Annotated in this window: 28 protein-coding genes and 6 tRNA genes; 1 reads left to right on the top strand and 33 read right to left on the bottom strand. The window is 64.0% G+C overall.

Translation table 11 applies throughout. The features are described from left to right. Window positions 1-12: 12 nt before the first annotated feature. The 6 genes from ACFWFP_RS29345 to ACFWFP_RS29320 all read right to left on the bottom strand — a co-directional run bounded on the left by ACFWFP_RS29345 (window position 13) and on the right by ACFWFP_RS29320 (window position 5,919). Window positions 13-759, bottom strand: coding sequence for a hypothetical protein (locus tag ACFWFP_RS29345; protein ID WP_379300364.1), 747 nt, complete (start codon window positions 757-759; stop codon window positions 13-15). Window positions 760-993: 234 nt separating this feature from the next. After that, window positions 994-1,067 (bottom strand) — tRNA-Gln (locus ACFWFP_RS29340). Window positions 1,068-1,076: 9 nt separating this feature from the next. Continuing rightward, complete coding sequence (locus ACFWFP_RS29335) at window positions 1,077-1,346, bottom strand: hypothetical protein (RefSeq protein ID WP_379300362.1); 270 nt, start codon at window positions 1,344-1,346, stop codon at window positions 1,077-1,079. Then, window positions 1,343-3,106 carry a phage minor capsid protein gene (locus tag ACFWFP_RS29330; protein ID WP_379300360.1) on the bottom strand — a complete coding sequence of 588 codons (1,764 nt, stop codon included), beginning with the start codon at window positions 3,104-3,106 and terminating at the stop codon, window positions 1,343-1,345. Before ACFWFP_RS29330 ends, ACFWFP_RS29335 begins: the two co-directional genes overlap by 4 nt. Continuing rightward, window positions 3,106-4,728, bottom strand: a complete 1,623-nt coding sequence (locus ACFWFP_RS29325) for a phage portal protein (protein ID WP_379300358.1) — start codon at window positions 4,726-4,728, stop codon at window positions 3,106-3,108. The genes ACFWFP_RS29330 and ACFWFP_RS29325 overlap by 1 nt, the downstream gene beginning before the upstream one ends. A 66-nt stretch (window positions 4,729-4,794) precedes the next feature. Continuing rightward, window positions 4,795-5,919: a hypothetical protein gene (locus ACFWFP_RS29320; protein ID WP_379300356.1), complete on the bottom strand. Its 1,125-nt coding sequence runs from the start codon at window positions 5,917-5,919 to the stop codon at window positions 4,795-4,797. Window positions 5,920-5,963: 44 nt separating this feature from the next. Between ACFWFP_RS29320 and ACFWFP_RS29315 the strand changes: the two genes are divergently transcribed. Continuing rightward, window positions 5,964-6,161 carry a hypothetical protein gene (locus ACFWFP_RS29315; protein ID WP_379300354.1) on the top strand — a complete coding sequence of 66 codons (198 nt, stop codon included), beginning with the start codon at window positions 5,964-5,966 and terminating at the stop codon, window positions 6,159-6,161. Between the two features lie 61 nt (window positions 6,162-6,222). On the opposite strand, the gene ACFWFP_RS29310 is transcribed toward ACFWFP_RS29315, so the two are convergent. The 27 genes from ACFWFP_RS29310 to ACFWFP_RS29180 form a co-directional block, all read right to left on the bottom strand. Then, window positions 6,223-7,545 (bottom strand): PBSX family phage terminase large subunit, encoded by a 1,323-nt coding sequence (locus tag ACFWFP_RS29310; RefSeq protein WP_379300352.1) that lies wholly within the window; start codon window positions 7,543-7,545, stop codon window positions 6,223-6,225. Next, window positions 7,542-8,024, bottom strand: a complete 483-nt coding sequence (locus ACFWFP_RS29305; protein WP_379300350.1) for a sigma factor-like helix-turn-helix DNA-binding protein — start codon at window positions 8,022-8,024, stop codon at window positions 7,542-7,544. The genes ACFWFP_RS29310 and ACFWFP_RS29305 overlap by 4 nt, the downstream gene beginning before the upstream one ends. 48 nt (window positions 8,025-8,072) lie before the next feature. Continuing rightward, window positions 8,073-8,336, bottom strand: a complete 264-nt coding sequence (locus ACFWFP_RS29300; RefSeq protein WP_379300348.1) for a hypothetical protein — start codon at window positions 8,334-8,336, stop codon at window positions 8,073-8,075. Window positions 8,337-8,339: 3 nt separating this feature from the next. Then, a complete protein-coding gene (locus ACFWFP_RS29295; RefSeq protein WP_379300346.1) occupies window positions 8,340-8,501 on the bottom strand; it encodes a hypothetical protein in 162 nt (53 codons plus the stop codon). A gap of 9 nt (window positions 8,502-8,510) precedes the next feature. Continuing rightward, window positions 8,511-8,765: a glutaredoxin domain-containing protein gene (locus ACFWFP_RS29290; protein ID WP_379300344.1), complete on the bottom strand. Its 255-nt coding sequence runs from the start codon at window positions 8,763-8,765 to the stop codon at window positions 8,511-8,513. Then, window positions 8,762-8,944: a hypothetical protein gene (locus tag ACFWFP_RS29285; RefSeq protein WP_379300342.1), complete on the bottom strand. Its 183-nt coding sequence runs from the start codon at window positions 8,942-8,944 to the stop codon at window positions 8,762-8,764. Before ACFWFP_RS29285 ends, ACFWFP_RS29290 begins: the two co-directional genes overlap by 4 nt. A gap of 10 nt (window positions 8,945-8,954) precedes the next feature. Then, a complete protein-coding gene (locus ACFWFP_RS29280; RefSeq protein ID WP_379300340.1) occupies window positions 8,955-9,620 on the bottom strand; it encodes a cutinase family protein in 666 nt (221 codons plus the stop codon). 279 nt (window positions 9,621-9,899) lie between these two features. Further along, entirely contained in the window at window positions 9,900-10,118 is a 219-nt protein-coding gene (locus ACFWFP_RS29275; RefSeq protein WP_379300338.1) for a hypothetical protein, read from the bottom strand. 634 nt (window positions 10,119-10,752) lie between these two features. Then, window positions 10,753-10,825: transfer RNA gene (locus tag ACFWFP_RS29270), tRNA-Pro, on the bottom strand. Window positions 10,826-10,868: 43 nt separating this feature from the next. Further along, window positions 10,869-10,940, bottom strand: a tRNA-Met gene (locus ACFWFP_RS29265). 41 nt (window positions 10,941-10,981) lie between these two features. Further along, window positions 10,982-11,054 (bottom strand) — tRNA-Trp (locus tag ACFWFP_RS29260). 331 nt (window positions 11,055-11,385) lie between these two features. Next, window positions 11,386-11,464: transfer RNA gene (locus tag ACFWFP_RS29255), tRNA-Met, on the bottom strand. Between the two features lie 141 nt (window positions 11,465-11,605). Then, window positions 11,606-11,680, bottom strand: a tRNA-Leu gene (locus ACFWFP_RS29250). Between the two features lie 312 nt (window positions 11,681-11,992). Continuing rightward, entirely contained in the window at window positions 11,993-13,378 is a 1,386-nt protein-coding gene (locus ACFWFP_RS29245; protein WP_379300334.1) for a glycine--tRNA ligase, read from the bottom strand. A gap of 84 nt (window positions 13,379-13,462) precedes the next feature. Then, the gene (locus ACFWFP_RS29240; protein WP_379300332.1) at window positions 13,463-14,077 is read right to left on the bottom strand and encodes a hypothetical protein; all 615 of its coding nucleotides are present in this window, start codon (window positions 14,075-14,077) and stop codon (window positions 13,463-13,465) included. Then, window positions 14,074-14,334, bottom strand: coding sequence for a hypothetical protein (locus ACFWFP_RS29235; protein WP_379300331.1), 261 nt, complete (start codon window positions 14,332-14,334; stop codon window positions 14,074-14,076). Before ACFWFP_RS29235 ends, ACFWFP_RS29240 begins: the two co-directional genes overlap by 4 nt. Continuing rightward, complete coding sequence (locus tag ACFWFP_RS29230) at window positions 14,334-14,582, bottom strand: hypothetical protein (RefSeq protein WP_379300329.1); 249 nt, start codon at window positions 14,580-14,582, stop codon at window positions 14,334-14,336. Before ACFWFP_RS29230 ends, ACFWFP_RS29235 begins: the two co-directional genes overlap by 1 nt. Beyond that, window positions 14,579-14,725: a hypothetical protein gene (locus ACFWFP_RS29225; protein WP_379300327.1), complete on the bottom strand. Its 147-nt coding sequence runs from the start codon at window positions 14,723-14,725 to the stop codon at window positions 14,579-14,581. The genes ACFWFP_RS29230 and ACFWFP_RS29225 overlap by 4 nt, the downstream gene beginning before the upstream one ends. After that, entirely contained in the window at window positions 14,722-15,426 is a 705-nt protein-coding gene (locus tag ACFWFP_RS29220) for a hypothetical protein (RefSeq protein WP_379300325.1), read from the bottom strand. Before ACFWFP_RS29220 ends, ACFWFP_RS29225 begins: the two co-directional genes overlap by 4 nt. Then, window positions 15,419-15,643: a hypothetical protein gene (locus ACFWFP_RS29215; protein ID WP_379300323.1), complete on the bottom strand. Its 225-nt coding sequence runs from the start codon at window positions 15,641-15,643 to the stop codon at window positions 15,419-15,421. Before ACFWFP_RS29215 ends, ACFWFP_RS29220 begins: the two co-directional genes overlap by 8 nt. Further along, complete coding sequence (locus ACFWFP_RS29210; protein WP_379300321.1) at window positions 15,640-16,725, bottom strand: DUF5131 family protein; 1,086 nt, start codon at window positions 16,723-16,725, stop codon at window positions 15,640-15,642. Before ACFWFP_RS29210 ends, ACFWFP_RS29215 begins: the two co-directional genes overlap by 4 nt. A gap of 98 nt (window positions 16,726-16,823) precedes the next feature. Beyond that, on the bottom strand, window positions 16,824-17,051 hold the full coding sequence (locus tag ACFWFP_RS29205) for a hypothetical protein (RefSeq protein ID WP_379300319.1): 228 nt from the start codon (window positions 17,049-17,051) through the stop codon (window positions 16,824-16,826). Next, a complete protein-coding gene (locus tag ACFWFP_RS29200) occupies window positions 17,044-17,421 on the bottom strand; it encodes a hypothetical protein (RefSeq protein WP_379300317.1) in 378 nt (125 codons plus the stop codon). Before ACFWFP_RS29200 ends, ACFWFP_RS29205 begins: the two co-directional genes overlap by 8 nt. Continuing rightward, window positions 17,421-17,723: a hypothetical protein gene (locus ACFWFP_RS29195; RefSeq protein ID WP_379300315.1), complete on the bottom strand. Its 303-nt coding sequence runs from the start codon at window positions 17,721-17,723 to the stop codon at window positions 17,421-17,423. The genes ACFWFP_RS29200 and ACFWFP_RS29195 overlap by 1 nt, the downstream gene beginning before the upstream one ends. Then, on the bottom strand, window positions 17,720-18,124 hold the full coding sequence (locus ACFWFP_RS29190; protein WP_379300313.1) for a hypothetical protein: 405 nt from the start codon (window positions 18,122-18,124) through the stop codon (window positions 17,720-17,722). The genes ACFWFP_RS29195 and ACFWFP_RS29190 overlap by 4 nt, the downstream gene beginning before the upstream one ends. Beyond that, entirely contained in the window at window positions 18,111-19,067 is a 957-nt protein-coding gene (locus ACFWFP_RS29185; protein ID WP_379300311.1) for an AAA family ATPase, read from the bottom strand. Before ACFWFP_RS29185 ends, ACFWFP_RS29190 begins: the two co-directional genes overlap by 14 nt. Beyond that, the gene (locus tag ACFWFP_RS29180) at window positions 19,064-20,332 is read right to left on the bottom strand and encodes an RNA ligase family protein (RefSeq protein WP_379300309.1); all 1,269 of its coding nucleotides are present in this window, start codon (window positions 20,330-20,332) and stop codon (window positions 19,064-19,066) included. Before ACFWFP_RS29180 ends, ACFWFP_RS29185 begins: the two co-directional genes overlap by 4 nt. Window positions 20,333-20,337: the final 5 nt, after the last annotated feature.

Here is a 20,337-nt window from a genome sequence, read left to right as displayed (position 1 = left end):
TAGTGGCTCCTATTACTTTGACTTCTTTTCGGCGGCTTCTTGAATTGCGCGCCGGAAGTCTTCAACGGTTTTCGGGGAACGCGAACCTGTGGTTGCGTTTCCGCCGGAGTGGTCACCGCCGCTACGTGGAGCCGCCGCCTGGGCGGGCGCCTTTTTCAGCTTCGGATTGGATTCGACAGCTTTCGCGACAATCTCGGCCACCTGGGCTGCGAATTCGTCGTCGTTTGTGTCGAGGGCGTCGATTTCCTGCGAGATCTTGCGGGAATCGAGAATGGATTCGAGATCGCCGTCAGATGCCTTAGCGGCGTCGGCGAGGGCGTCTTTGCGGGCGTAATCCCGCAGCTTCTCTGCGTAGGTGTCACGCTCGGTGGCGTGCTGCTTCGCCTGGTCCTCGGCGGCCTTGAGCAGGGCTGCGAGGTCGGGTTCGGCGTCGTCGGGGACGAGGCCGAGTTGTTTGCCGAGCTTCGAGACGAGTTCCTCGGTGGCCTTCTTGGCGGCGTCCTGCGCTGCCTTTTCGGCCTTCTCGTTGCCCTTGACACGGTTGGCGGCAGCTTCCTTGCGGAGTTTGTCGACTTCCTTGTTCAGGCGCGAGATTTCCGGGGTGAGATCATCGGTCTTGGTGTCGGCTTCGGTCTCGGTTTCGGTGCCCTGTACATCGGCACCGGTATCCGTAACCGTGTCAGTCGAGGTTTCCGAGATTTCGGCAACGTCGGTGACGGATTCAGTTGTGGTTTCCTGGGTGGTGGCTTCGTCTGCCATGATGAATGTGCCTCCTGGACACGCAGAAACACCCGGCGGCAACCTGGCCGAACGGGGTGTTTAAATGACGAAACCCCCAGGGCAGAAAGGCCAGAACTGGGGGTTATTGCACCCGCGCAAAATGGGCGGGAAGATTCTTTTTAGAAGCGGAAGCTAGAAGTCTCGAACTCCGTGGTTTTCAGGCCACCCCAGGTTTTCAAGACCTGTTTGTCCCCTGCGGAGGTAGCTTCCTTCTGGCAGGCTCGCCAGGATTCGAACCTGAACTAACTGAACCAAGGTCAGTTGTGCTGCCGTTACACTACGAGCCTACGAAACTGCTAGTTGCCCAAAAGTCTTGCGCGCGTTTGTTCGGCACGTCGTTGGGCATTCGTGCCATCGAGCATGCCGGCGAACGCCGCTTCTGCCGCGACGATCAACTCTGCAGAAGGATCCGGGTAGGCATCAGCGACCGCGGTCACAGCGCTCGTAGTGTCGAAGTCGAGCGGGATGTCGGTGAGCGAGAGTCCCTCGTCGCGGGCCACAGCAAGCACGTAAGCGAACCAGGTGCGAAGTTCGTCCTCGCTGGGTTCGCGGCTCCCCATCCTCACGACGACCCCCTCGACTTGTCGACCAGCAGCTTGTGTAGCACCTTCGCGGGCTCGCAAGCATTGTCGCCGCGGATCTCTACCTCAGCAAACGCCTCGGCGATAGCTTCCTGTGCGTTCAGCTTGCCATCGCCCTTGAAGCAGTAGAGCGGAAGCTGCTGCAACCACACGGGGTAGCGGGCCAGCCAGTCTCGTGCTGACTCGTCGGCGCGGCGCGGGTGGTTCTGGATCCAATGCTGCTCCAGGGTCCGTTCCGCCGCGTTCTGGCCTTCGTGCTGACCGGCGACGTCGAGGACGTGCCCGAACTCGTGGACCATCACCGCGTAGACAGGGCGCTGCTCGAAGCCCTGAGAGTGGTAGTGGTCAGCGACGTCAGCTTCCATCGCGGTCCGATATACGTCGGGGTCGCCCGCGTGTAGTTCGTTGAGGACGATGTGCTCGACATACCTGCGTTGCCCCTTCGGTTTCCGGTTCGGGGCTTGGCCGAAGACTCGTTCCGGTTCGGGATGCCGGACCGGCCCGATCACGATGCGGTTCGGTTGCATCTGCGGGTAGCGGGTCATCATGTCGTCGACGGCGCGGGCGTATTCCTGCACGACTTCCAGAGACAGGCCGGGGGTGTCGAATCCTTCGACGGGGATGCCGTGGCGCAATTGCAGGATCTGCGCGACTTCCATGCCCGTAGTGGCGTTGTCAAAGGGTGAGGGTGGAATGTTCGGGCGCGGTTGGTTGGTCCCGCCGTCGTTGCCGACGTTGTTCGACGCCATCAGTGGCGCTTCGACGCGGCGGGCGCGATTCCTGACTCCCGCTGCGACCAACCGGTCTTGTGCGCGGTCTCTATGGCCGGCGACGATGCGGAGCCGCCGGTTCGCGCGCTCGCGTTCTGAGACCCGCACTGCGCGGGGTGGTGTCGGGTCCTCGGGTGTCCACACCTTGATCGTGTGGCGGCAGCCGTAGTGGAACAGGCCGCGGGCACGAGCCTCGGCGAGGGAGCACATCACGTTGACCGCGACTGTGCTACCAGTGCGGGTGTCGCGGGTGATCGCGCCGGCCGTAGAACCGGTGATCGAGATGACTCGACCCTCAAACGGTGTGCACAGTCGGCAGGCGCCGGGCACATCGGAGACGATGAACAGGTCGGAGCCGTCGGCGAGGGCTTGGGCGCAGAACCCGTCGACCTCGGCTGCGGTGACGCCTGCACGGATCTGCTGTTCGGTGTAGGCGACGAATTCGCGTCGGCGGCCGTGGCGGTCGGTTGTGGCGACCAGCCCGAAGCGGGCGTTACGTGCCAGCGCCGCCCGCAACAGTTCGTGAACTTCCCGGTCACTGGTGACGTTCGAGTCGCGGAACACCTCGTCGACGACGCGCCGGTAGATGGCCTCGGTGTCAGCCAAGGCCCCGCGGTGCGCGGTGTCGAGTCCGTCGACTACACGGTCGATGATGTCTCGCACCGCGGCGTCGTCGAAGTACTCAGTGTGGGAGCCGGTGTCTACTCGTGCTGCGCGGGTGCCGTCACGCCATGCCTGGCTGATCGCGGTAGCGACCATGTCCGGCGCCCGCCTGGCAGCCTCATCGAGTGGGCGGCGAACCGTGCGCCGGAAGTTAGGTAGGCGCATCAGCATTCGCGTCAGCCACCGCCGACCCCACCCCTTCTCCAGTCCGAGTGCCTTCGCCAGGATTCGCCACAGAGCCAGCTCGACGAGCCGGTACAGGCGGATCAGTGGTGCGGCGTGTTTGTCGCCGTTGGATGGGGTGAGCGGCATCAGGCAGCCTTTGCGAACGGGTCAGTCCCGTCCTGGTCCTGGTCGTCGTTGGCGGGATCGCCGTCGGTGAAGTCGCTCGGCGGGTCCAGGAACGTTTGCTGGGCCTTCAGTTCGGCTTCGGTCTCCGACGTGATGCGGGCGACCTCTTCCTCAACCTCGAGGTTCGACCAGTTCGGGTGGAACATTCGGACCGCGGTCTCAGTCGAAACAGCCTTCGCGAGCTTCAAATTCGCGATAGCCGTCGACAGTTGCACCGGGTCCTGATCCACGCGGACCGGGAACACCATCTCTGGAGCGCGTTTGATGCCGAAATCAGGTCCGCCGAACACCACGCGGTCCAGCGCCAGCGCCGACAACGCCAGCTCAGGCACTTCGGACTGCCAGTACAGGATCTTGCGGTTGCGCGTCTGGTTCGATTTGTTGCTGCGAGCAGACACCTCGGTCGCGGTCATCGCCGTCGAGTCCGAGTCGTCGAAATCAGCGGCCGAATAGCCGGCACCGCGCAGGATCTGTTTCAGGATCTTCTCGCACGTCTGTGCGTGCTCCTCGACCCGGATCAGGAACTGGTTGGCCTGGACCAGGCGGAGGGAACCTTCGTCGTTGAGGCCCATGTCGTCAGCTGGTGCGGCGGTGAAGATCTCGCGTTCGCGGTCGAAGGTGGCGCCCTTGCCGGGGCCTTGGTCCTCGAGGAGGTTCTGTGCGACGAACAAGCGGCCTTTGCCGAGGTCGAGGTCGCGCATCCAGGACGACCAGGCTTCGTCGAGGGCGTCGAATAGGTGCTCCAAGCCCTCGAAGTCGCTGCGGCCCAACGGGGCGAGTTCTGGGATGCTGCGCCACCTGCGCGCCGGCCTCACATTGGGCACGTAGCAGGCGGTCATGCCGTCGATACCGGTCCGGATCGACGATTCCTCGTCGACGAGTTCGGCAGCCCACTGGGTCGCCGTCATCTCCTCCAGCGGCATCCGGCGGCCGATCGAGCCGTCGTCACCGCAGTAGAGAGCGTGTTCGATGCGGCCGGGTTCGTGGTGCTCCAGGTGCCGCCAGGTGCCGCGTTTGTCCTTGCCGACAACCCTCCAGAACGTGACCGCGGTGAGGTGCCCGTACCGCCAGTGCGGGATGGCCGCATCGGGTGCGACAGCGCTGAGCATGACCTTCTGGGCGATCGCTTGATCCCAGTGGAGCCGGAAGTACACGCCACCCAAAGCGGCTTGGGTTTCGGCGCCTTCGAGGAATGTCGCGACTGTGTCGGCGCCGTCCATGAGCTCGTTCAGACGGGTTTGCGCGCCTTCGATGTCGGTGGCGTCGCCTTCGCTGAAAAGCCAACTCGGCGGCTGCCCGAACAGCAGGTCCGCGCTAGTTGTTGCGATATCGGCCGCGGCGGGCACGTGCAGGCGGTTTGTGTCCGGCAGGACTGGGCGACCCCACCACAGTCGGGAAGCGAATCCTCGGACTCCGCCCATCAGCTGTGATGGGCGGACTGGCGCGAATGCTGTTGATCGGCTGTAGATTTCGGCGAGGTCGTCGGTGTTGCCAGCCCACCAGGCCGTGAATTCGTTGTAGGCGTCGGCGGCGACATCATGCGGCTCGGGCGGCCATGGGCCTGCGTAATCGGGCAGCGGCATGCCACCTCCAAATGGGTGTCAGCGCGCCGTATCACGGGCGAACGCTATGAAGTTTGTGGGGGCCTCTTACACGAGGCTGAGGTTTTCGAGGGCGGGGCCGCGGGTGGTGTAGATCAGCGCACCGGGCCGGGATTCGGCGCCGGTCTTGTCGCGATACCAGGCAGACCCGCCGTCGAGGGTGGGCGAGCAAATGATGGTGCGCGCCGCGGCTTGCTGGATCGCGAGCTCGTGCCAGTGCCCGTGGAGGAGGAAGTCGGCGCCAGACGGGTTGCCGTGGTGGAACGCTTGTGAGGCCCACCAATCAGCGGCTTTGCCTTTGCGGAACTGATGCCCGTGCAGCAGCGTGAATACCGAGTCGCCGACACCGACCGTCATGTAGCCCTGGTCGCGCGGCGGAACCTGAACGCGCACATGCCCGTACGCTGCCGAGTTCTCGGCAAGTGCATCGGAGACAGCGATCGCGCCTTCGGTGGCCCAGTTGTCGTCCGCGCGGGTCTGGACCGGTAGGCGGGTGGCGTCGTCGTGATTGCCGCCGACCACGGACACGACGAGTTCGTCGGTCAGCGGGGCGAACGCTTTCACCGTTTCGAGGAGGGTGCGCCGCCACAGCCGGACCTGTTCGGTCACGGTGAGCGATTGCCGCCAGGCGAGCTTGCCGCCTTGGGACACTCCCCCGTTTTCGATGCAGTCACCGACGTAGGCCAGGTGCACGGCGCCGATGTTGGGGCGTTGCTTGAGGTCTGCGATGGCTTTGTCGACGCCGGCGAAGTATCGGTCGATGGTGCCTTGGACGCCGTCACCGTCGATCTTGCCGAGCTGCAGGTCACCCGCTTGGAACACGAACGCGCCGCCGGTGGTGATACCGGTTGGCTGGTGTGGTTCGCGGTCGCGGATCGAGTCGAGGAGTTCGTTGACGTCGAGGCCGAGGATGTGGGGCGCGATCGTGAATCGGTATGCCGCCAGCCAACGTTCGTCGTAAGTCTGCCAACGGCTGACCCGCGGTGCACCGACGATCTGCACCTCGTCCGGGTCGTACCCAAACGCTTCGAGAAGTTCGATGTGCGACTTCGGTGCGGTGTCGAGCGGGCCGGTCTGAATGTAACCGCCGGTGGCACCGTCGAATTCGGTTCGCGGTTTGAACTCGGACTCGGCAGCGGTCGGCTGTTTCAGTAGGTCGTCGGCGAAGCTCACGCAGCAGTCACCGTTCCTCGGTAGCAAGAGCACAGTTGGCGGCAGTGGGTGCGGAACCGGGTTTCGGCGGCGTCGCACCCGTTGCGGACTGCAGCCCGCCACAAATGCGAAACCGATCCGCCGCGGCCGAGATGCGCTTCGATTGCGGCGCGATCCTCGTCGTCACGACCAGCTATCCACGCACCGGTCTTGCACAACACCGGTTCGCGGGTGGTCAATTCGGCGAGGTCATCAGCGAATGACATTCGAGCCTCCAAGATCGGTTACACCAATCCTATGGGCGTTGGCAAACCGCCAGTTTCTCTACGCTGCGTCCGCGATAGGGAGTTCACTGAGTTTGATCTGACGGCGCCATTTACGTTCAGTGGAGACGATGCAGTAGCGAAGGGCGTCGATGCCGTGGTCGTTGACTTTGACCGGCTCGTCCTTGCCCTTCTCTGTGGCCGTGGTATCCCACACGTAGCCGGGGATTTCTTTCAGCAGTTCGGTGCACCGGTCCGCGAATTTCAAACGCCCGGACCCCACAAGCGCCGTCAGGGTGCGGATCCCGTACAGGACGTCTTTTTGCGCGATGATCGTCGCCAGGCCATCCTGTTTCAGCTGGACGCGGTAGTCGGCGGCAGCACCATCGACCACCACGTACCCGCGCCAGGGGGCGCCCGCAGGGTCGTCGCTGGGGTGATGAGGTTGGTCGAGCCAGTCCCGCAGCCCTTTCGAGAGCTGCACGTTGGTCCACCGGGCCTCTTTCGAGGACGCCTTGTAGCGCCATTCGTCCATGCAGTACAGGACGTCGTCGACACCGTGGCCGATGATGATCGCGTGGGTGGGGTTCGTTGTGCCGTGGTCGACACCGACGCCGATAACCCACCGCATCTCCGGCAGGTTATCCCACGGGATCGTATGAATGTCAGGGTCGTACATGTCGAAGATCGCGCCATCTGCGGCAACCCACTGCCCCAGGATGTTCCGCAGGTAGAACAGGCCGACGAACTCGGCCTTGATCGACCGCACGTAATCCGGGGCCAGGGAAGGGTTGTCGTCGAGCGTGAAGTTCCACGCCCGAAGGTTCATGTCCGGCTCGTCCTGCCGGTCAATGAAGTTGACCTTCAGGTAGTGCTGCGGGTTGTCGGGGTTCGTCGTCGCGAGACAGCGCGCGCCGGGCACCGACAGACGCGCCAACAGCTGCGTCCAGAAGCTCTCCGGCAGCAGGGTCGCTTCGTCGACGAGCGCCAAACACGCGGTGAGCCCGCGGAGTTTGCCCTCGGAACGCACATCGGAGGCACCGATCAGCCACACCATGCGGCCGAAGATGACTGCGGTGTTCGATCCGCGGGTGTGGTGGACTTCTTTCGCCCATTGGCCGAACACGGTCTCGTCCTGCATCGGCTCGAGGATGTTGCGCTCGATCGTCTGCAGGGTGCGGCCGGCGATCAGGATCAGGCCGCTATCGGGGGCGTTCGCGACCGCGTCGTAGAAGGCGAGGATGCTCGCGATGGTCTTGCCGGAGCGGACCGCGCCCGACCAAATGGAGACGCGGTAGCGGCGGGACTCGACGATGCTGGTGATTTGTTTCCGCGACAGTGGCAGATTGTCGAGCAGGCTGGTCAACTCTGCGTCGCGACTCATTCCGGGTTGCTTTCATCCCGCTGCGCGAGGGCATCGGCGGCGACGAGCTCTTCGAGACGGCTGAAGAAGTTGCCGACCATCGAGGTGGCCTCGACAGCGACACCGCCCTTGACTTCAGCGATCGCTTTAAGTTCGGCAGTCTTGTAAGTGCCGGTCAACTTCGCACGCTGATCCATGATCGCTAGTGCGCGGTCGATCAGCCAGGTTTTACCTTCGCCGTCGCCGATGATGTCAGGCCAAATCGCGGCGAGCATTGCATCGAGGCGAGAGAGTTCGAGCTGCAGGTATTCGTCGGCGGTTTCGCGGGTGATGTCAGCGACCGCGGTCGAAATGTAACGTGAAACTGTGGATGTGGAGACATCGAGCTCTTCGGCGATCTCCGCTTGGGACTTGCCCTTCATACGAAGTTCAAGGGCTCTTTTGCGGTTCTCCTGGGTCGCGACCAATGTCTCGACGGGAACTGTATTTTTTCGTGCCATAGCTGGCGGACCTCCAGGGCGCGGCGGGCTCCTGGCCGGACTCGCGTTCTAGGTGGTGGGAACGGTCGCCTCCTGGGCGACACGGAATCGCTGCGCGAGAACCGCGGCAGCGTGGAAAGGATCAATAGAAATGGGCAGCACACCAAGCAGGTGCGCGGCAGTGACAACGACCGCGGCACGCACCGCTACCGGATGCCGGCGGGTGGTGCGTTCGCACGCGGCGGTCAAGAGTTCGTCGGTGTCAGCGCAGAGCTCGTAGACAGTGACCGCGCTGATCAGGATCGCCCAGGCCGGTCCGGCTTTTAGCCTCACCGGTCACTCCTCAGGGTCGTCCTCGGAGACCAGCATGTATTGCTGGACGGGGTTTTGGGCGATCGCGGACCACAGTGCTGCGATCAGGTCTGTCGAGGAGACTTGGACTGGTTCGGGGGTGTCGATTTCGAGCTCGAACCAGAGCAGCTTCAATCGGAAACGCATCAGCTGCTCCTAGGGTTCGTGAGTCTCGAGGGACAGTGCAGCCCATTCGAGTTTGTCGGGTGCGTAACCGCCCCAATGGATCAGCTCCCCGCCGTCGCGGACGACGATCACGGGTGCTTGCAGGTAGCCGAGGTCCCGGATCAGGTCCAGGGCTTCGGGGTCTTTGGTGACGTCGATGACCGCGTACGCCGCGCCGAGCTGGCTCAGCTTCCGTTTCGTTGCTTTGCAGGGCTGGCAGTCGGGGCGCGTGTACACGGTGATCAAGGTTCTTCGAATTCCTTATTCAGTTGGTCGATCTCAGCTTCGGCCGCCTTCTGTGCGGCGTCGAGAGCATGCATCGCGTCGGCGTAGCGGGACTGAGCCTCGGCGAGTTGAAAGGTCGCCGATTCGACGTCCAAGGCCGCCCTTGCGGCCTCAAGCTCCGGGGTGTCGAAGTAGCTCATGGAGCTCCGATCAGTAGATCTCGGGGAACCAGTTGCCTCGGACGAAGTTCGGGTACGACCATGGGTTGAGGTCGTACGCGCCGTGCACACCGGTGTAGAGGTAGCCGTGCGGGCCCGCGTCCTCGTTGCACACCCAGTCGCCCGCGTTGCAGATCGTCAAAACTGGAAAGTCGCCGAAGTCAGCATCAGTGCCCGCGGCGCCAGTGAAGACACCGATCAGTTCGGCAGGCCCGGCGAGGGGGTTGCCGGCGAGCCCGTCGCCGCCTGGACCTGCAGCCCGTTTGGGGTCGGAGACGAGGATCGCGGTGGCGTTGGGGACGTCCTTGTGCTGGGATACCCAGACGTGGACGACTGCGGCGCCGCCGCTGTGACCGAGGATCTTGATGTGTGAGCCGGGGCAACGGCTGCGGTATTCCCAGAACAGCTTGTTGAGCTCACGGACGCCGTCGTTGATATCGATGGAGTTGTAGCCGACTGGCTGATCGGTGCCGCGGATGTAGAGAGATGGCTGTCCGAGGTTCGGGGGGAAGGTCTCCAGGTCGATCTGGAATCCTCCGACGCCGAATGCGAAGGTGTCTTTGCAGACTGGGCCGCCAGCGTTTGCTGGAGCGGGTGCAGCGATCAACCCAGCGGCAATGAGCGCTGCCGCAGCGATGAGTCGGGTGCCGATGTGCATGGTGGCCTCCCGGCCGATCGAGCGAGTGGAAGCTGGGCCCGCCGGACTCCCAGGTAGCGAAAACTGGTCCGGCGGGCGGGCCGCGGCGCGCAATGCGCTGCCAGCGGCCCCGCCACCTGAGATCCCCTACGGCCGGCGCTCGCGAGAAGGCGCGGCGACCCCTAGCGGAATGGGGTACGAGGGTGGTGGCGAAAACGAGCGGTGGGAATTCTCCTGGCAGACACCGACTGCCGATTGCGTTACCTCACAATGGAGGTCGCACTACGCCAATACGCGCAGTTAAGTTTCAAGTTCGCCGGGTAGGTAGTGGTGGCATCCGCAGTCCGGACCGCCCTTCCGGCACGCGCGGTCGATCACCTCGGCGGGGTCTTCGTACTCGTCAACCCAACGCAGCAGTTCGCGCTTCTCGCGTTGCCGTTGGTGATGGTTCGATCGCCGGTAGTTGCAGCAGTGGCAGTACAGCCCGTCCCATGCCGCCGTGCCCATCATCCGCGCCATCGTCACTCCTGCCCGATGCATGGGCCGCACGGGTAGTCGCAGTCGTAGTCGTGGAAACACCGAACATCCGGGTGACCGTGCAGCAGTCGTCACCCGCGTCGCCGAGCGCGTCGCTGGCGGGGGTCTCATAATCGTCGCGCCAGGCGGCGGTTTCACGCTTCTCGCGCTGTCGTACCGAGCTGCGCAGGGGTGGGTGGCAGCAGCCGAACATGCAGTTCGGGTGAACCATCATCGCCATGCCCACCGCCCGCGCTGCTAAGATTTGTGACGTCACGCGAGTGATGCCGAGCGGGTGGACGCCGTAGCACCGACGCCCACCATGATGAACTACCTAGCCCGTCGAACTCGGCTGACCAGGAACAGAGCCCCGGCGATCACGGAAGCTGTCGCAAGCAGCACTGTGGTCGACCGGGTCTCACCAAAAGTCCGGCCGGATGGGCCGTTGATGACCGAGGTCTGCAACTCGGGGCCGTCACCGCCAGGTGTCACCGCCAATCGCGGTGGAACAGTTAAGGCAGTTTCGCACGACGTACCCGGGTCGGCGCTTCGCCTTTCGGCTTCCGGTGACTTCCGGCGTTATCAGGCGGGTGGTCATCCCGACCCCGATGTACAACCCCGAGCGCATGGGGTCTCGTCTGCCTGGCGTGATTCGAACACGCGGTCTCCTCATCCCAAATGAGGCGGGATGCCAACTTCCCTACAGGCGGGCGGACGGCGTCCACGTCTCAACGACGCAACTTTCCGTCCTAGATGCGACGGCGGGTGTCGAACCCGCGACCTACGGCGTATGAGACCGGCGAGCTACCACTGCTCTACGTCGCAAAGAAATCCAGCCCGCACCAAACGGTCGGGCTGAACGATTGCACGGACGGCAGGATTTGAACCTGCAACCTGCGGTTTTGGAGACCGCTGCTCAGCCAGTTGAGCTACGCCCATAAGTGGCAGGCGCCCTGCCGGGCGGTCTGCCATGTGACCGCCCACCCCGAAGGGAGGACTGGTGAGCTTTGACCTCACTGCTCCACGCATCCTGTGCGCGGCAATTCCGATGTCCTCGGGGGGAGGCCGAAGCCCTCAAGTCCCGAGGCGAGTCAAACGGGCGGGGCGGCGCGTGCCGTGCGGTATACGCCAGCAGAGGCGCCACCCGCCCTTGTTCGCATACCGTGCCCGCAGACCGACAGAGGCGAAGTTAGTGGGTGGGGAGTTGCCTAGACTCCGACCGGGGCACGGATCGTAAGGATTAGGTACCCGGTGCTGCGACTTCCTGCTATGGGGGACGCCTGCCCGGAATCGAACCGGGTTTTTCCCGGCTATGGGCCGGCCGGTCTGCCATTAACCTACAGGAGTCCTCATGCCAGTTTCGGGCTGCTAAGCCGTCCCCTCAGCCACTTGGCCGTTGGGTTCCTGACAGTCGCACACATTCGCGGCCCGATCGCGCGGGAACCGCTCACTCTGTCACCACCAGCATCGGCCGCTAAACCGGTGCTTTGTGCCCCCCGCGCGATTCGAACGCGCACATCACCGAGGTTTGAGCTCGGTCCCTCTGCCTGTTGGGGTAGAGAGGCAAATCCGGCCCAGGGGTCTAACCTGGTCCCTCCCGCCTATTGGGCGGGCGCTCTCACGATGAGCTAGCCGGAAGTATTCAATTGTGCAGCTCCAAGCGTTCCATGGGTGCTTGGGCGGGCAACGCTGCGGTCTCCCCCGTTGCCGGTTCGCCGACTGGTTTCGGAGACAGCTATCGCACAGATGAACGGTACGACGTTCGAAATGGTCAGTAAAGCCGGTTTCAGTCCCTCATGTCGAGTGCGGCACGGAATTGCACCCTATACCAGCGGAAACAATTCTTTTATGAAAAGCGTCACACCCGACGTGAAAGGTTAAACGCCAATCAGATTCGCAGCCAAATACGACTCCACCCGATCCAACGAGACCCGCTCCTGAGACATCGAATCACGCTCACGAATCGTCACCGCATGATCTTCCAGCGACTCGAAGTCGACCGTGATACAGAACGGCGTACCGATCTCGTCCTGACGACGGTAACGGCGACCGATCGCACCCGAATCATCGAAATCGACATTCCAGTTACGCCGCAACTGCGCCGCCAGGTCCTTCGCCTTCGGAGTCAACTCCGCATTACGCGACAACGGCAACACCGCAGCCTTCACCGGCGACAAACGACGATCCAGACGCAACACAGTCCGAGTGTCCACACCACCCTTCGTATTCGGGGCCGAGTCCTCCGAATACGCATCCACGAGAAACGCCATCAGGGAACGGGTGAGACCGGCGGCCGGCTCGATGACGTACGGCGTGTAGCGCTCACCGGTGGCCTGGTCGCGGTAGCTCAGGTCGACGTTGGAGTGCTCCGAGTGCGTCTTGAGGTCGTAATCCGTTCGGTTCGCGATGCCCTCGAGCTCACCCCAAGCGCCACCAGCGAACCCGAACCGGTACTCGATGTCGGTGGTGCCCGCCGAGTAGTGCGACAGCTTTTCCTTGGGGTGCTCGAACAGGCGCAGGTTCTCCGGGTCGATGCCGAGGTCGGTGTACCAGGCCAAACGCGTGTCGATCCAGTACTTGTGCCACTCCACGTCCTCGCCCGGCTTGACGAAGAACTCCATCTCCATCTGCTCGAACTCACGCGTACGGAAGATGAAGTTGCCCGGCGTGATCTCGTTGCGGAAGCTCTTGCCGATCTGGGCGATGCCGAACGGCGGCTTCTTACGCGCGGTCTCCTGGACGTTCTTGAAGTTGACGAAGATGCCCTGTGCCGTTTCAGGACGCAGGTAGTGCATGCCCTCTTCGTCGTCCACCGGGCCGAGGAAGGTCTTGAGCAAGCCGGAGAAATTGCGCGGCTCGGTCCACTTGCCCGGCTGGCCCGTATCGGGGTCGTTGATGTCGGCCAGACCGTTCGCGGGCGGGTGCCCGTGCTTGGCCTCGTACGCCTCAATCAGGTGGTCGGCGCGATAACGCTTGTGCGTGTGCAGCGACTCGACCAACGGATCGGAGAACGTCTCGACATGACCAGACGCCTCCCAAACCGGGCGCGGCAGGATCACCGAAGAATCCAAGCCCACTACATCGTCGCGGCTGGTCACCATAGCCCGCCACCACTGCCGCTTGATGTTGTCCTTCAGCTCGACGCCGAGCGGACCGTAGTCCCACGCCGACTTGGTGCCACCGTAGATCTCACCGCATTGATAGACGATCCCTCGGCGCTTCGCGAGGTTGGCGACGGTGTCGACGACAGATGTTTTAGCCACGTGGGTCTCCTAGGCGTCCAGACTGGTGGGGTGTTGTGGACAGCTGTTGAGCCTAGCCGAGCAGTTACGCAGCCTCGGCCGGGGTCATGCAGCATCCCCGATCACGTCCATGCCGAGCACGCCGGCGATGTCGGGCGGGGTCCATCCCTCGGGCTTCTCGATCTTCCCGTCGTCGCGCCGGATGACTTCGCCGTCGACCATTTTCGCAATGTTGCTGCGCTGAACCTCAGCCCACACGCGGTCCATCGGCACGTGCAGAATGATCGCCAGCGCGCTCAGCTGGTACATCGACTCGTGAATTGCGACGTCGACCTCGATCAGGTCGCGAGCGATGATCGCGTCCCGGATCCGCTGGTCGACCTTCTCGAGCTCGTCGCCGATGTACGCCATCGTCTTCGTGGCATCGAAGTCAGCCCATGACGGCGGCTCGGTGGACTTGGTGATCAGGTCATGAATGTAGGTGCGCGCCAGGCCCAATCGGAGGAGAAGGCCCGCGCGCACGTACAGGCTGTCGGCGATCGCATCCGCGGCTCCGACGAGGTTCCGGGACGCAAGCGCGAACAGCAACTCGTCACGCTCCTCCACCACCAGCCGCAGCGCGAGCGCGACGTCAGGACCAGGCGCCCAGCCCGGCGTATGACGCATCGACACGCCACAAGCGGCGTTAAAGGCACGCACGTCGTCCCACAAGTCATTCATTGCGTGACCTCCTCGGTCAATTGGTCATCCACATAGGTCTTTGCACGCAGGACAAGCTGATACAGCTCGTCGAGCAACGCCCCGGCGCGGAGGGGGTCGCTGTCGAGAACAGCGAACTCAGTCCGTGCCGCGGTGCCAGCGATCGCCGGCCACACCGCGGCGATCTCAGCCGAGGTCGGGTGCTTCCACAGTCGGTGGGTTTCGAGGCGCTCCGGGGTCGATTCCCCTAGCAGGACATGGCATTCAGGGCAGGTCATCAGGTGTTCGCTTCCAGCAGTTCTGGGCAGCATTCGGTGAGCCGGTGCCAGGGCAGGCCGATGATGATCGCGCCGAGCCCGAGCAGCGGGAGCACGACCGTTTGCCGGCACCACATTTCGGTCAGAGGGATGTCCATGTCCTCGGTGCCGTCGCTACCCAGCCACGGCACCACGTTCCGACGGATGCCGTAGAAGGGACGCGGTCCGTAGAACCAGATCCCCGGCCACCAGGGCGGCTTTTCGTTCACTCGGATACTCCGTTCGTCTTCATCTCGGCGGCTACCTCACGCATGAGCTGGACCAGCCCGTAAACGAGCAGGGTGACGACAGCCAGGAACGCGAGCACGACGACCGCGACCAACAGCCACAGCACCAGCATCACTGCGGTCACTCGCCCACCTCCCGCAGCCCGACCACGCGGGCGTCTGGGATACCGGGAAGCACTCTGCGCCAGTAGTCGGCTGCTTCCTCGGCATCATCGCGCGTGAGGATTTTGGTCGGGACGTGCCGTTCGCCGTGGATGTTGGTGGTGACCACGACGTACCCGATCGGCTCCCGCTGGGCGGGTGCGGCATCGACGGCGGCCTGAACCGAAGCGACGGCGAGCTTCCACCCGCACGAGATCACCGTGTCGGGGTGGACGTCGCAGCGCGGATGGTCGGCCAGGGCCGCCCGCACACGATCGACCAGGGCCTCCAGCTCGGTGGCATGGGCGCGGGCGTCAGCACCGTCGGCGCAGGCAGTGCGCGCCAGGTCCTCCAGGCGGCCGACGCGGTTGCCCTTCTCCCGCAACTGGTCCTCCAGTTCGGTGACACGGGCGCGGGCTGTGTCGCGCTCAGCGAGGATGGCGTCGATCATGTCCGCCAAGTCCGTCGCCTGGCCATCTGCGGCCTGCCACAACGTGTTCCAGCGGTCAGTGTCGTCGGCAGCGCGGCGAGCCTGCTGCACTGCACGGGACTGCCACGCCTCCAACTCGGCGGCACGGGCGCGCAAGGCCAGCAGTTCGGCGGCCATCGTGGTTGCCTCGTGTGCGCCCGCGATCCATGGGCGCTCCGCGATGGCACTCAGCCTTGCATCGGTCAGATCAGACACCGGCCTCCTCCTCGGTGGCTGCGCATTCCGGGCAGTAATGCCGTCCGGCGGTCGTCAGTGGGCCGGGCGGGGCAGAGCCGGGTGTCACCCAGTCGCATCCCTCGGCATCCTCCAAAGCCAGCTCGGCATCGCCCCACGCAGAGATGTCACCGCCCTCGTGCGCGCTGACCCCGCACTTGTCGCAGATGGCTTCGTAGTAGGTCACTGGGCGGATCATCGGCCGAGCTCCTTCGGGTACTCGTCCCAGGTGCGTTCGTCCAGCTCGCGGCCAGCGGCCTTCTTGCCAACGCGCCAGTACGCATCCCGGGTTTCGCCGGAACCGTGTTCGATGTCCCAGCTTCTGAAGGCTTCTTCGGTCATCTGGTTGGGCGTCACGTACTCGCCCCACTGTTTGAACAGGAACGGGACATCGGATTGCGTGCACTGGTCGCGGAGTGTGCGCGCCCAATCTGGGTGCATCGGCCGGGCACCGCGCCCGGACTCGCCACCGACGATCACCCAGTCGAGCTTCGGCCCGATCTTCAGATAGCCGTCGTTGTCCCAACCGGGTTCGCCGGTGAGCCAGTACGTCAGCCGTGGCCGGTGGTGTCCTGATTCGTCGAGCGGGCCGTGGAGGTCGATCGGTCCGAGTAGCGGTTCGGCGCTGAGAAATCGGACAGCTGCCGGGGTATCGAGCAGTACCGGGATACGGACATCGGCCCACTTCTGGTCCTCAGCCGAGACACCCAGCCAGACGTTCGGCAACGGCCAGGGCGCGTCATAGAGCACGGCGGCCGTCTCCTCATCGCTTGTGGCCTCGAGGAGACGTTGCGGACCGTCGAGATCGTCACCGAGCAGCGAACGCATCCGGCCCGGCCGCTTCGTCAGGATCTGAAACGTGTGCTGCGGCGCCCTCGCCATCGCCGCGAACACACGCGCGATGAACTCGTCCGGCACATCCTTGTGGAACAGGTCCGACATGCTGTTGACGAACACTCGCCGCGGCTTCCGCCAGTGCAGCGGATCGTCCAGGCGCTCCGGTCGCAGAGTCACCCCAAACCCGTTCGGGAACTGCGGGGTGCCGGCGAACCGGTGCGCGATTCCCTCGGCGTAGCAGTGGTCGCAGCCTGGAGACACCTTGTCGCAGCCAGTGACCGGATTCCAGGTCTGGTCCGTCCATTCGATCGACGTCTTACCCACCGAGGGCCTCCACGTGCGCTTGCCAATCGCCGAAGGTGCAGAATCCGCCCTGCCGCATACGTACAGCCATCTCAGTCCAGATTTCGATGCCCTCATCGGCCTTCCCGTCGGGCGCACCATGCGAGGCCAGAACCTCCCGGATCTGGATCGCCTTCCGCTCCAAATCCTCAGCGGTATCTGTGGGCAGAGCCATGACCGCTGTATCGCGGACCGACATCTCAGACATGGTTCGTCTCCTCGGTGGGTGTGAATCGGTCGCCGCGGCCGTACCGCTCGGCGCAGGTGCGGCACTCGCGCAGTTGGACAGGGTGTTTGTCGGCGGTGCCCATGTCGTCGCCAGGGAAGACGGTCCCGCTGAGGTACTGGTCGCCGGGCTTGATGGTGCGGTGGTCACAGCTCTCACACCAATGGGACTTGCGGGCGCGGCGCAGGATCGTCCTAACCACGGCCGTCCTCCTCGTCGAAGAGCTCCCAGGTGATGAGCCCCTCGGGTGGGTTCCAGTAGCCGTCGGCGTCAACGGATTCACAGAACTGGCGGAGGTCCGCGCGGGCGACGGTCGCGCACCAAGCATTCGCTGGGTACGCCTCGGGCCGGAAACCTTCCCGCACCGTGATGGTTTGCTCAGCCCACCCATCCCAACCGAGCTTCGAAGATGAACCGTGCTCGTCGGCACGAGCGAATCGGTCAGCGCCCGCATGCTCGTAGGTGGACTCCAACTCAGCGCGAGTACCGCACCGGATCGGCGCATCCACCACGGACGAGTACACGACGTAGAAGTCCTCGTCACGGGTCGGCTTGATGATCGTGTGCCCCATCACGCCTGCCTTGCCGCGGGAATGGACGCACCGAGGATCGGCACCGTTGCCATCGACTGCAGGCATTGGTCGAGGTTGTCGATCACGACATTCCGCACACCCCGCGGCGAGTACCGGCCCTGCGCGAACTCGGTCCACGTCATCGGGAAGGGAATCGACAAACCCATCGCTTCGGCCTGGTCCGCGACATGCCTGGCCTGCCGGTGATTAGGGACAACGATGTACCCGCCATGCTCGGCAGCCAGACGGATCATCGCGACCGTCTTCCCGAACTGGCGTCCACCCGACACAAACTCGATCACGACGACACCTCCGGCAACAGCGCCGCAGCACGCTCACGAATCGACGAGTCGGCCCGAGTTAAGTAGTCGATGAGATGCGGCGCGACCGACCCGTCACGCGGCACCAGCAACGTCGGATCCAGATCGAACCGGAGACCATGGCCAGCGAGATCCGCCACGAACTCCTCCAACTTCGCGACGCGTGCCTTCAGCTCCTGGGCTGTCGGCGCCGGGGTGTCGATGCGCCGGTACTTGGCGCGCAGCCCGTGGTAGCCGATCAAGCGCTCACGAGTCGACCCGTGTGTGCCTTTCACCAGGAACTGAATCTCGCCACGCCACGGCGCCGCCTCACTCAGCACCACCAGCCCGCGCCGGCCGTCCTTCGACTCCCACTCGGAGCCGACCAGATCAGAAATCGTCATGATCGGGCACCCCCAAGCGCAGCAACGGGACACCCAGGCGGTGCCAGAGACGGCACACTTGGAGGCGGTCGTCGAAGGCGCCGAGCACGTGGAAACGGTTCCGCAGCTCGCGGTCGAAGATCTCGTACTTGATCAAGTAGTCCGGTCGCTTGTCCCCCGCCTCTCGCATGTGCAGCTCGGTGAACTTCACACCGTTGCCGAGCAACCAATCCGCAGTTTCGGTGATGCAGTCCGAGTCGCGACCGGACAACACGATGATCGCCGAATCCTGAGCGAGCTTCTGTACCACCTCCACCGTGTGCGCGATCGGGATATCGCGATGGACCTGGGTGTAGTCGTAGATCCCACGATCCGGGTGCTTCTTCGCGAGAGTCCCGTCGACGTCGACGATCCACGCCGGCGGCAGCACCGGATTCGGCACGTACGGAGTCGGGTAGAAATGCAGGTCCAGCGACGGCTCCACCTTCGCCCAATGCTTTCGGGGGAACCGCTTCGCGACCGCGCGGATCGCGTCCTCCCCCACCATTCGACCACCCGCAGCGCCGCGCAGAGCATCACGACGGATGCATTCGTCGACCGAGGTATCGAGATCAATCACGGAGATCTCAGCACCGTGCAACGCTGCGAAGTTCGCCCACCCACGCGTCCACTGCGGGCGCAAGTTCATCGCGTCGACGAAAACGTCATAGCCCGCGTCGAGCAGGGCGGCGGCCTGTGCGCGTTCGGCTTTGGAAATGATCTCTTCCTGCGCGTGCGTGAGGCGACCCTCCGCCGCAAACAAGGTCGCGCGCAGATCATCACGTGACACCCTGGCCAGCATCGGATGGGACTTCCGCAGCGACGCAAACAGGTACGTCTTTCCCGCACCGGGGTACCCGCGCGGAATGAACACCGTCGGGCGCACCGAAACGGGGATCACGTCGACCAGTTCGGTGGTGGTCATGCGGCGACACCGCCTTCGGTCTCCAGGTCGACGACGTCCTCGTCGAGCTGCTTGGTCTCGTGCTCGAAGAACTTCGCCGACTTGGCCTTTGCCAGGTATGGGACGAGGCCCTCGACGCGAACTACAACGCCCTCGTCGACGATCTTTTTGTTCGCGCCGAGCGGGAGCGTCTGGGTGTAGCCAATGTCGTTAAACCGGACGTCGAGGTACTGGTCCACGTCGAAGTAACGGTGCTTGCCCCGCCACAGCACGGGGACTGTCTTCAGCCCGTGGTCGTCGCAGAACTCAACCGTCTGGTCCCACGACAGGTCGGTCAGGCGGCCCTGCGGGTTGATCTGAGCGACCCGGTACACGAACAGCTGGCTGGTGCCCTTCGGCAGCCCGTACGAATACCCGGCCTGGATCTCGGCGCCGTCGCCCGTCCAGCCGACGAGTTCACCGAAAACGATGAACCCCTCTGGCAGGAGATCGCCGAGACGGGCACCGTATTCCGACCAGATATCGGAAAGGTAGAAGTGATCCTGGCGGGGGTTGTTGATGTCCTTGAGGACGCGCCGCGAGCCGAAGACGTGGTCGTACTCGGTCTCCTGCACGCGGACACCGAACTTCTTCGCCAACCGCTCCAGCCAGGAAAGCTGGCGGGCGACAACGGTGTTCGCGCCGCGCCATGACGTGCCGTGGTACTTGGCGGTGACGATGATCTCGGCGTCGGCGGGGATGCTGTCAGCGACACGGAAGTAGTTGTCGGTGTCGACGTGCAGGTGGAAGTGCTTGCGGTCGACCCGCTCGTAGGTCTTGGCTTTGTTCTTCTGGGTCTGGGCGGGGCCGACCTTCTTGACCTCGTACTTCGCGCAGATGGGGTGCCCGTTGAGCTCGTCGAATGTGTCGCCCGGCGCCAGCTTGGTGATGTCGAAACCGGTGTACGCCAGCGCCTCAAGCGGCAGGAACAGAGCGTCGGAGCGGTGGCCGCGGAGCTTGATCGCCCGGACGCGGCGGGTCTTCTCCAAGTACCCCTTCTCGGCGGGGTCGGCGTTCAGCTCGGTATCGGAGTGCTGGTTGTTGACCCGCGCGAACTCCTCGGACAGCTGTGTCTCGGCCGTGAAGACGATGCCGAGATCACCGGCAGCCCGGTCTTTGCCGACGATTGCCTGGTAGCCGAGCACAGGGGCGCCGGCGATGTTGTCGCAGCGGTCGAGCGCGTTGACCGCGGTCAAACGGACTACGACGGCAGCGTAGTTCGGGTTCTTTGGGGTGGTGAGGGCCATACCCG

This window comes from Nocardia sp. NPDC060249, assembly GCF_042728755.1.
Lineage (GTDB): Bacteria > Actinomycetota > Actinomycetes > Mycobacteriales > Mycobacteriaceae > Nocardia.
This window is presented reverse-complemented; position numbering and strand designations above follow the sequence as displayed.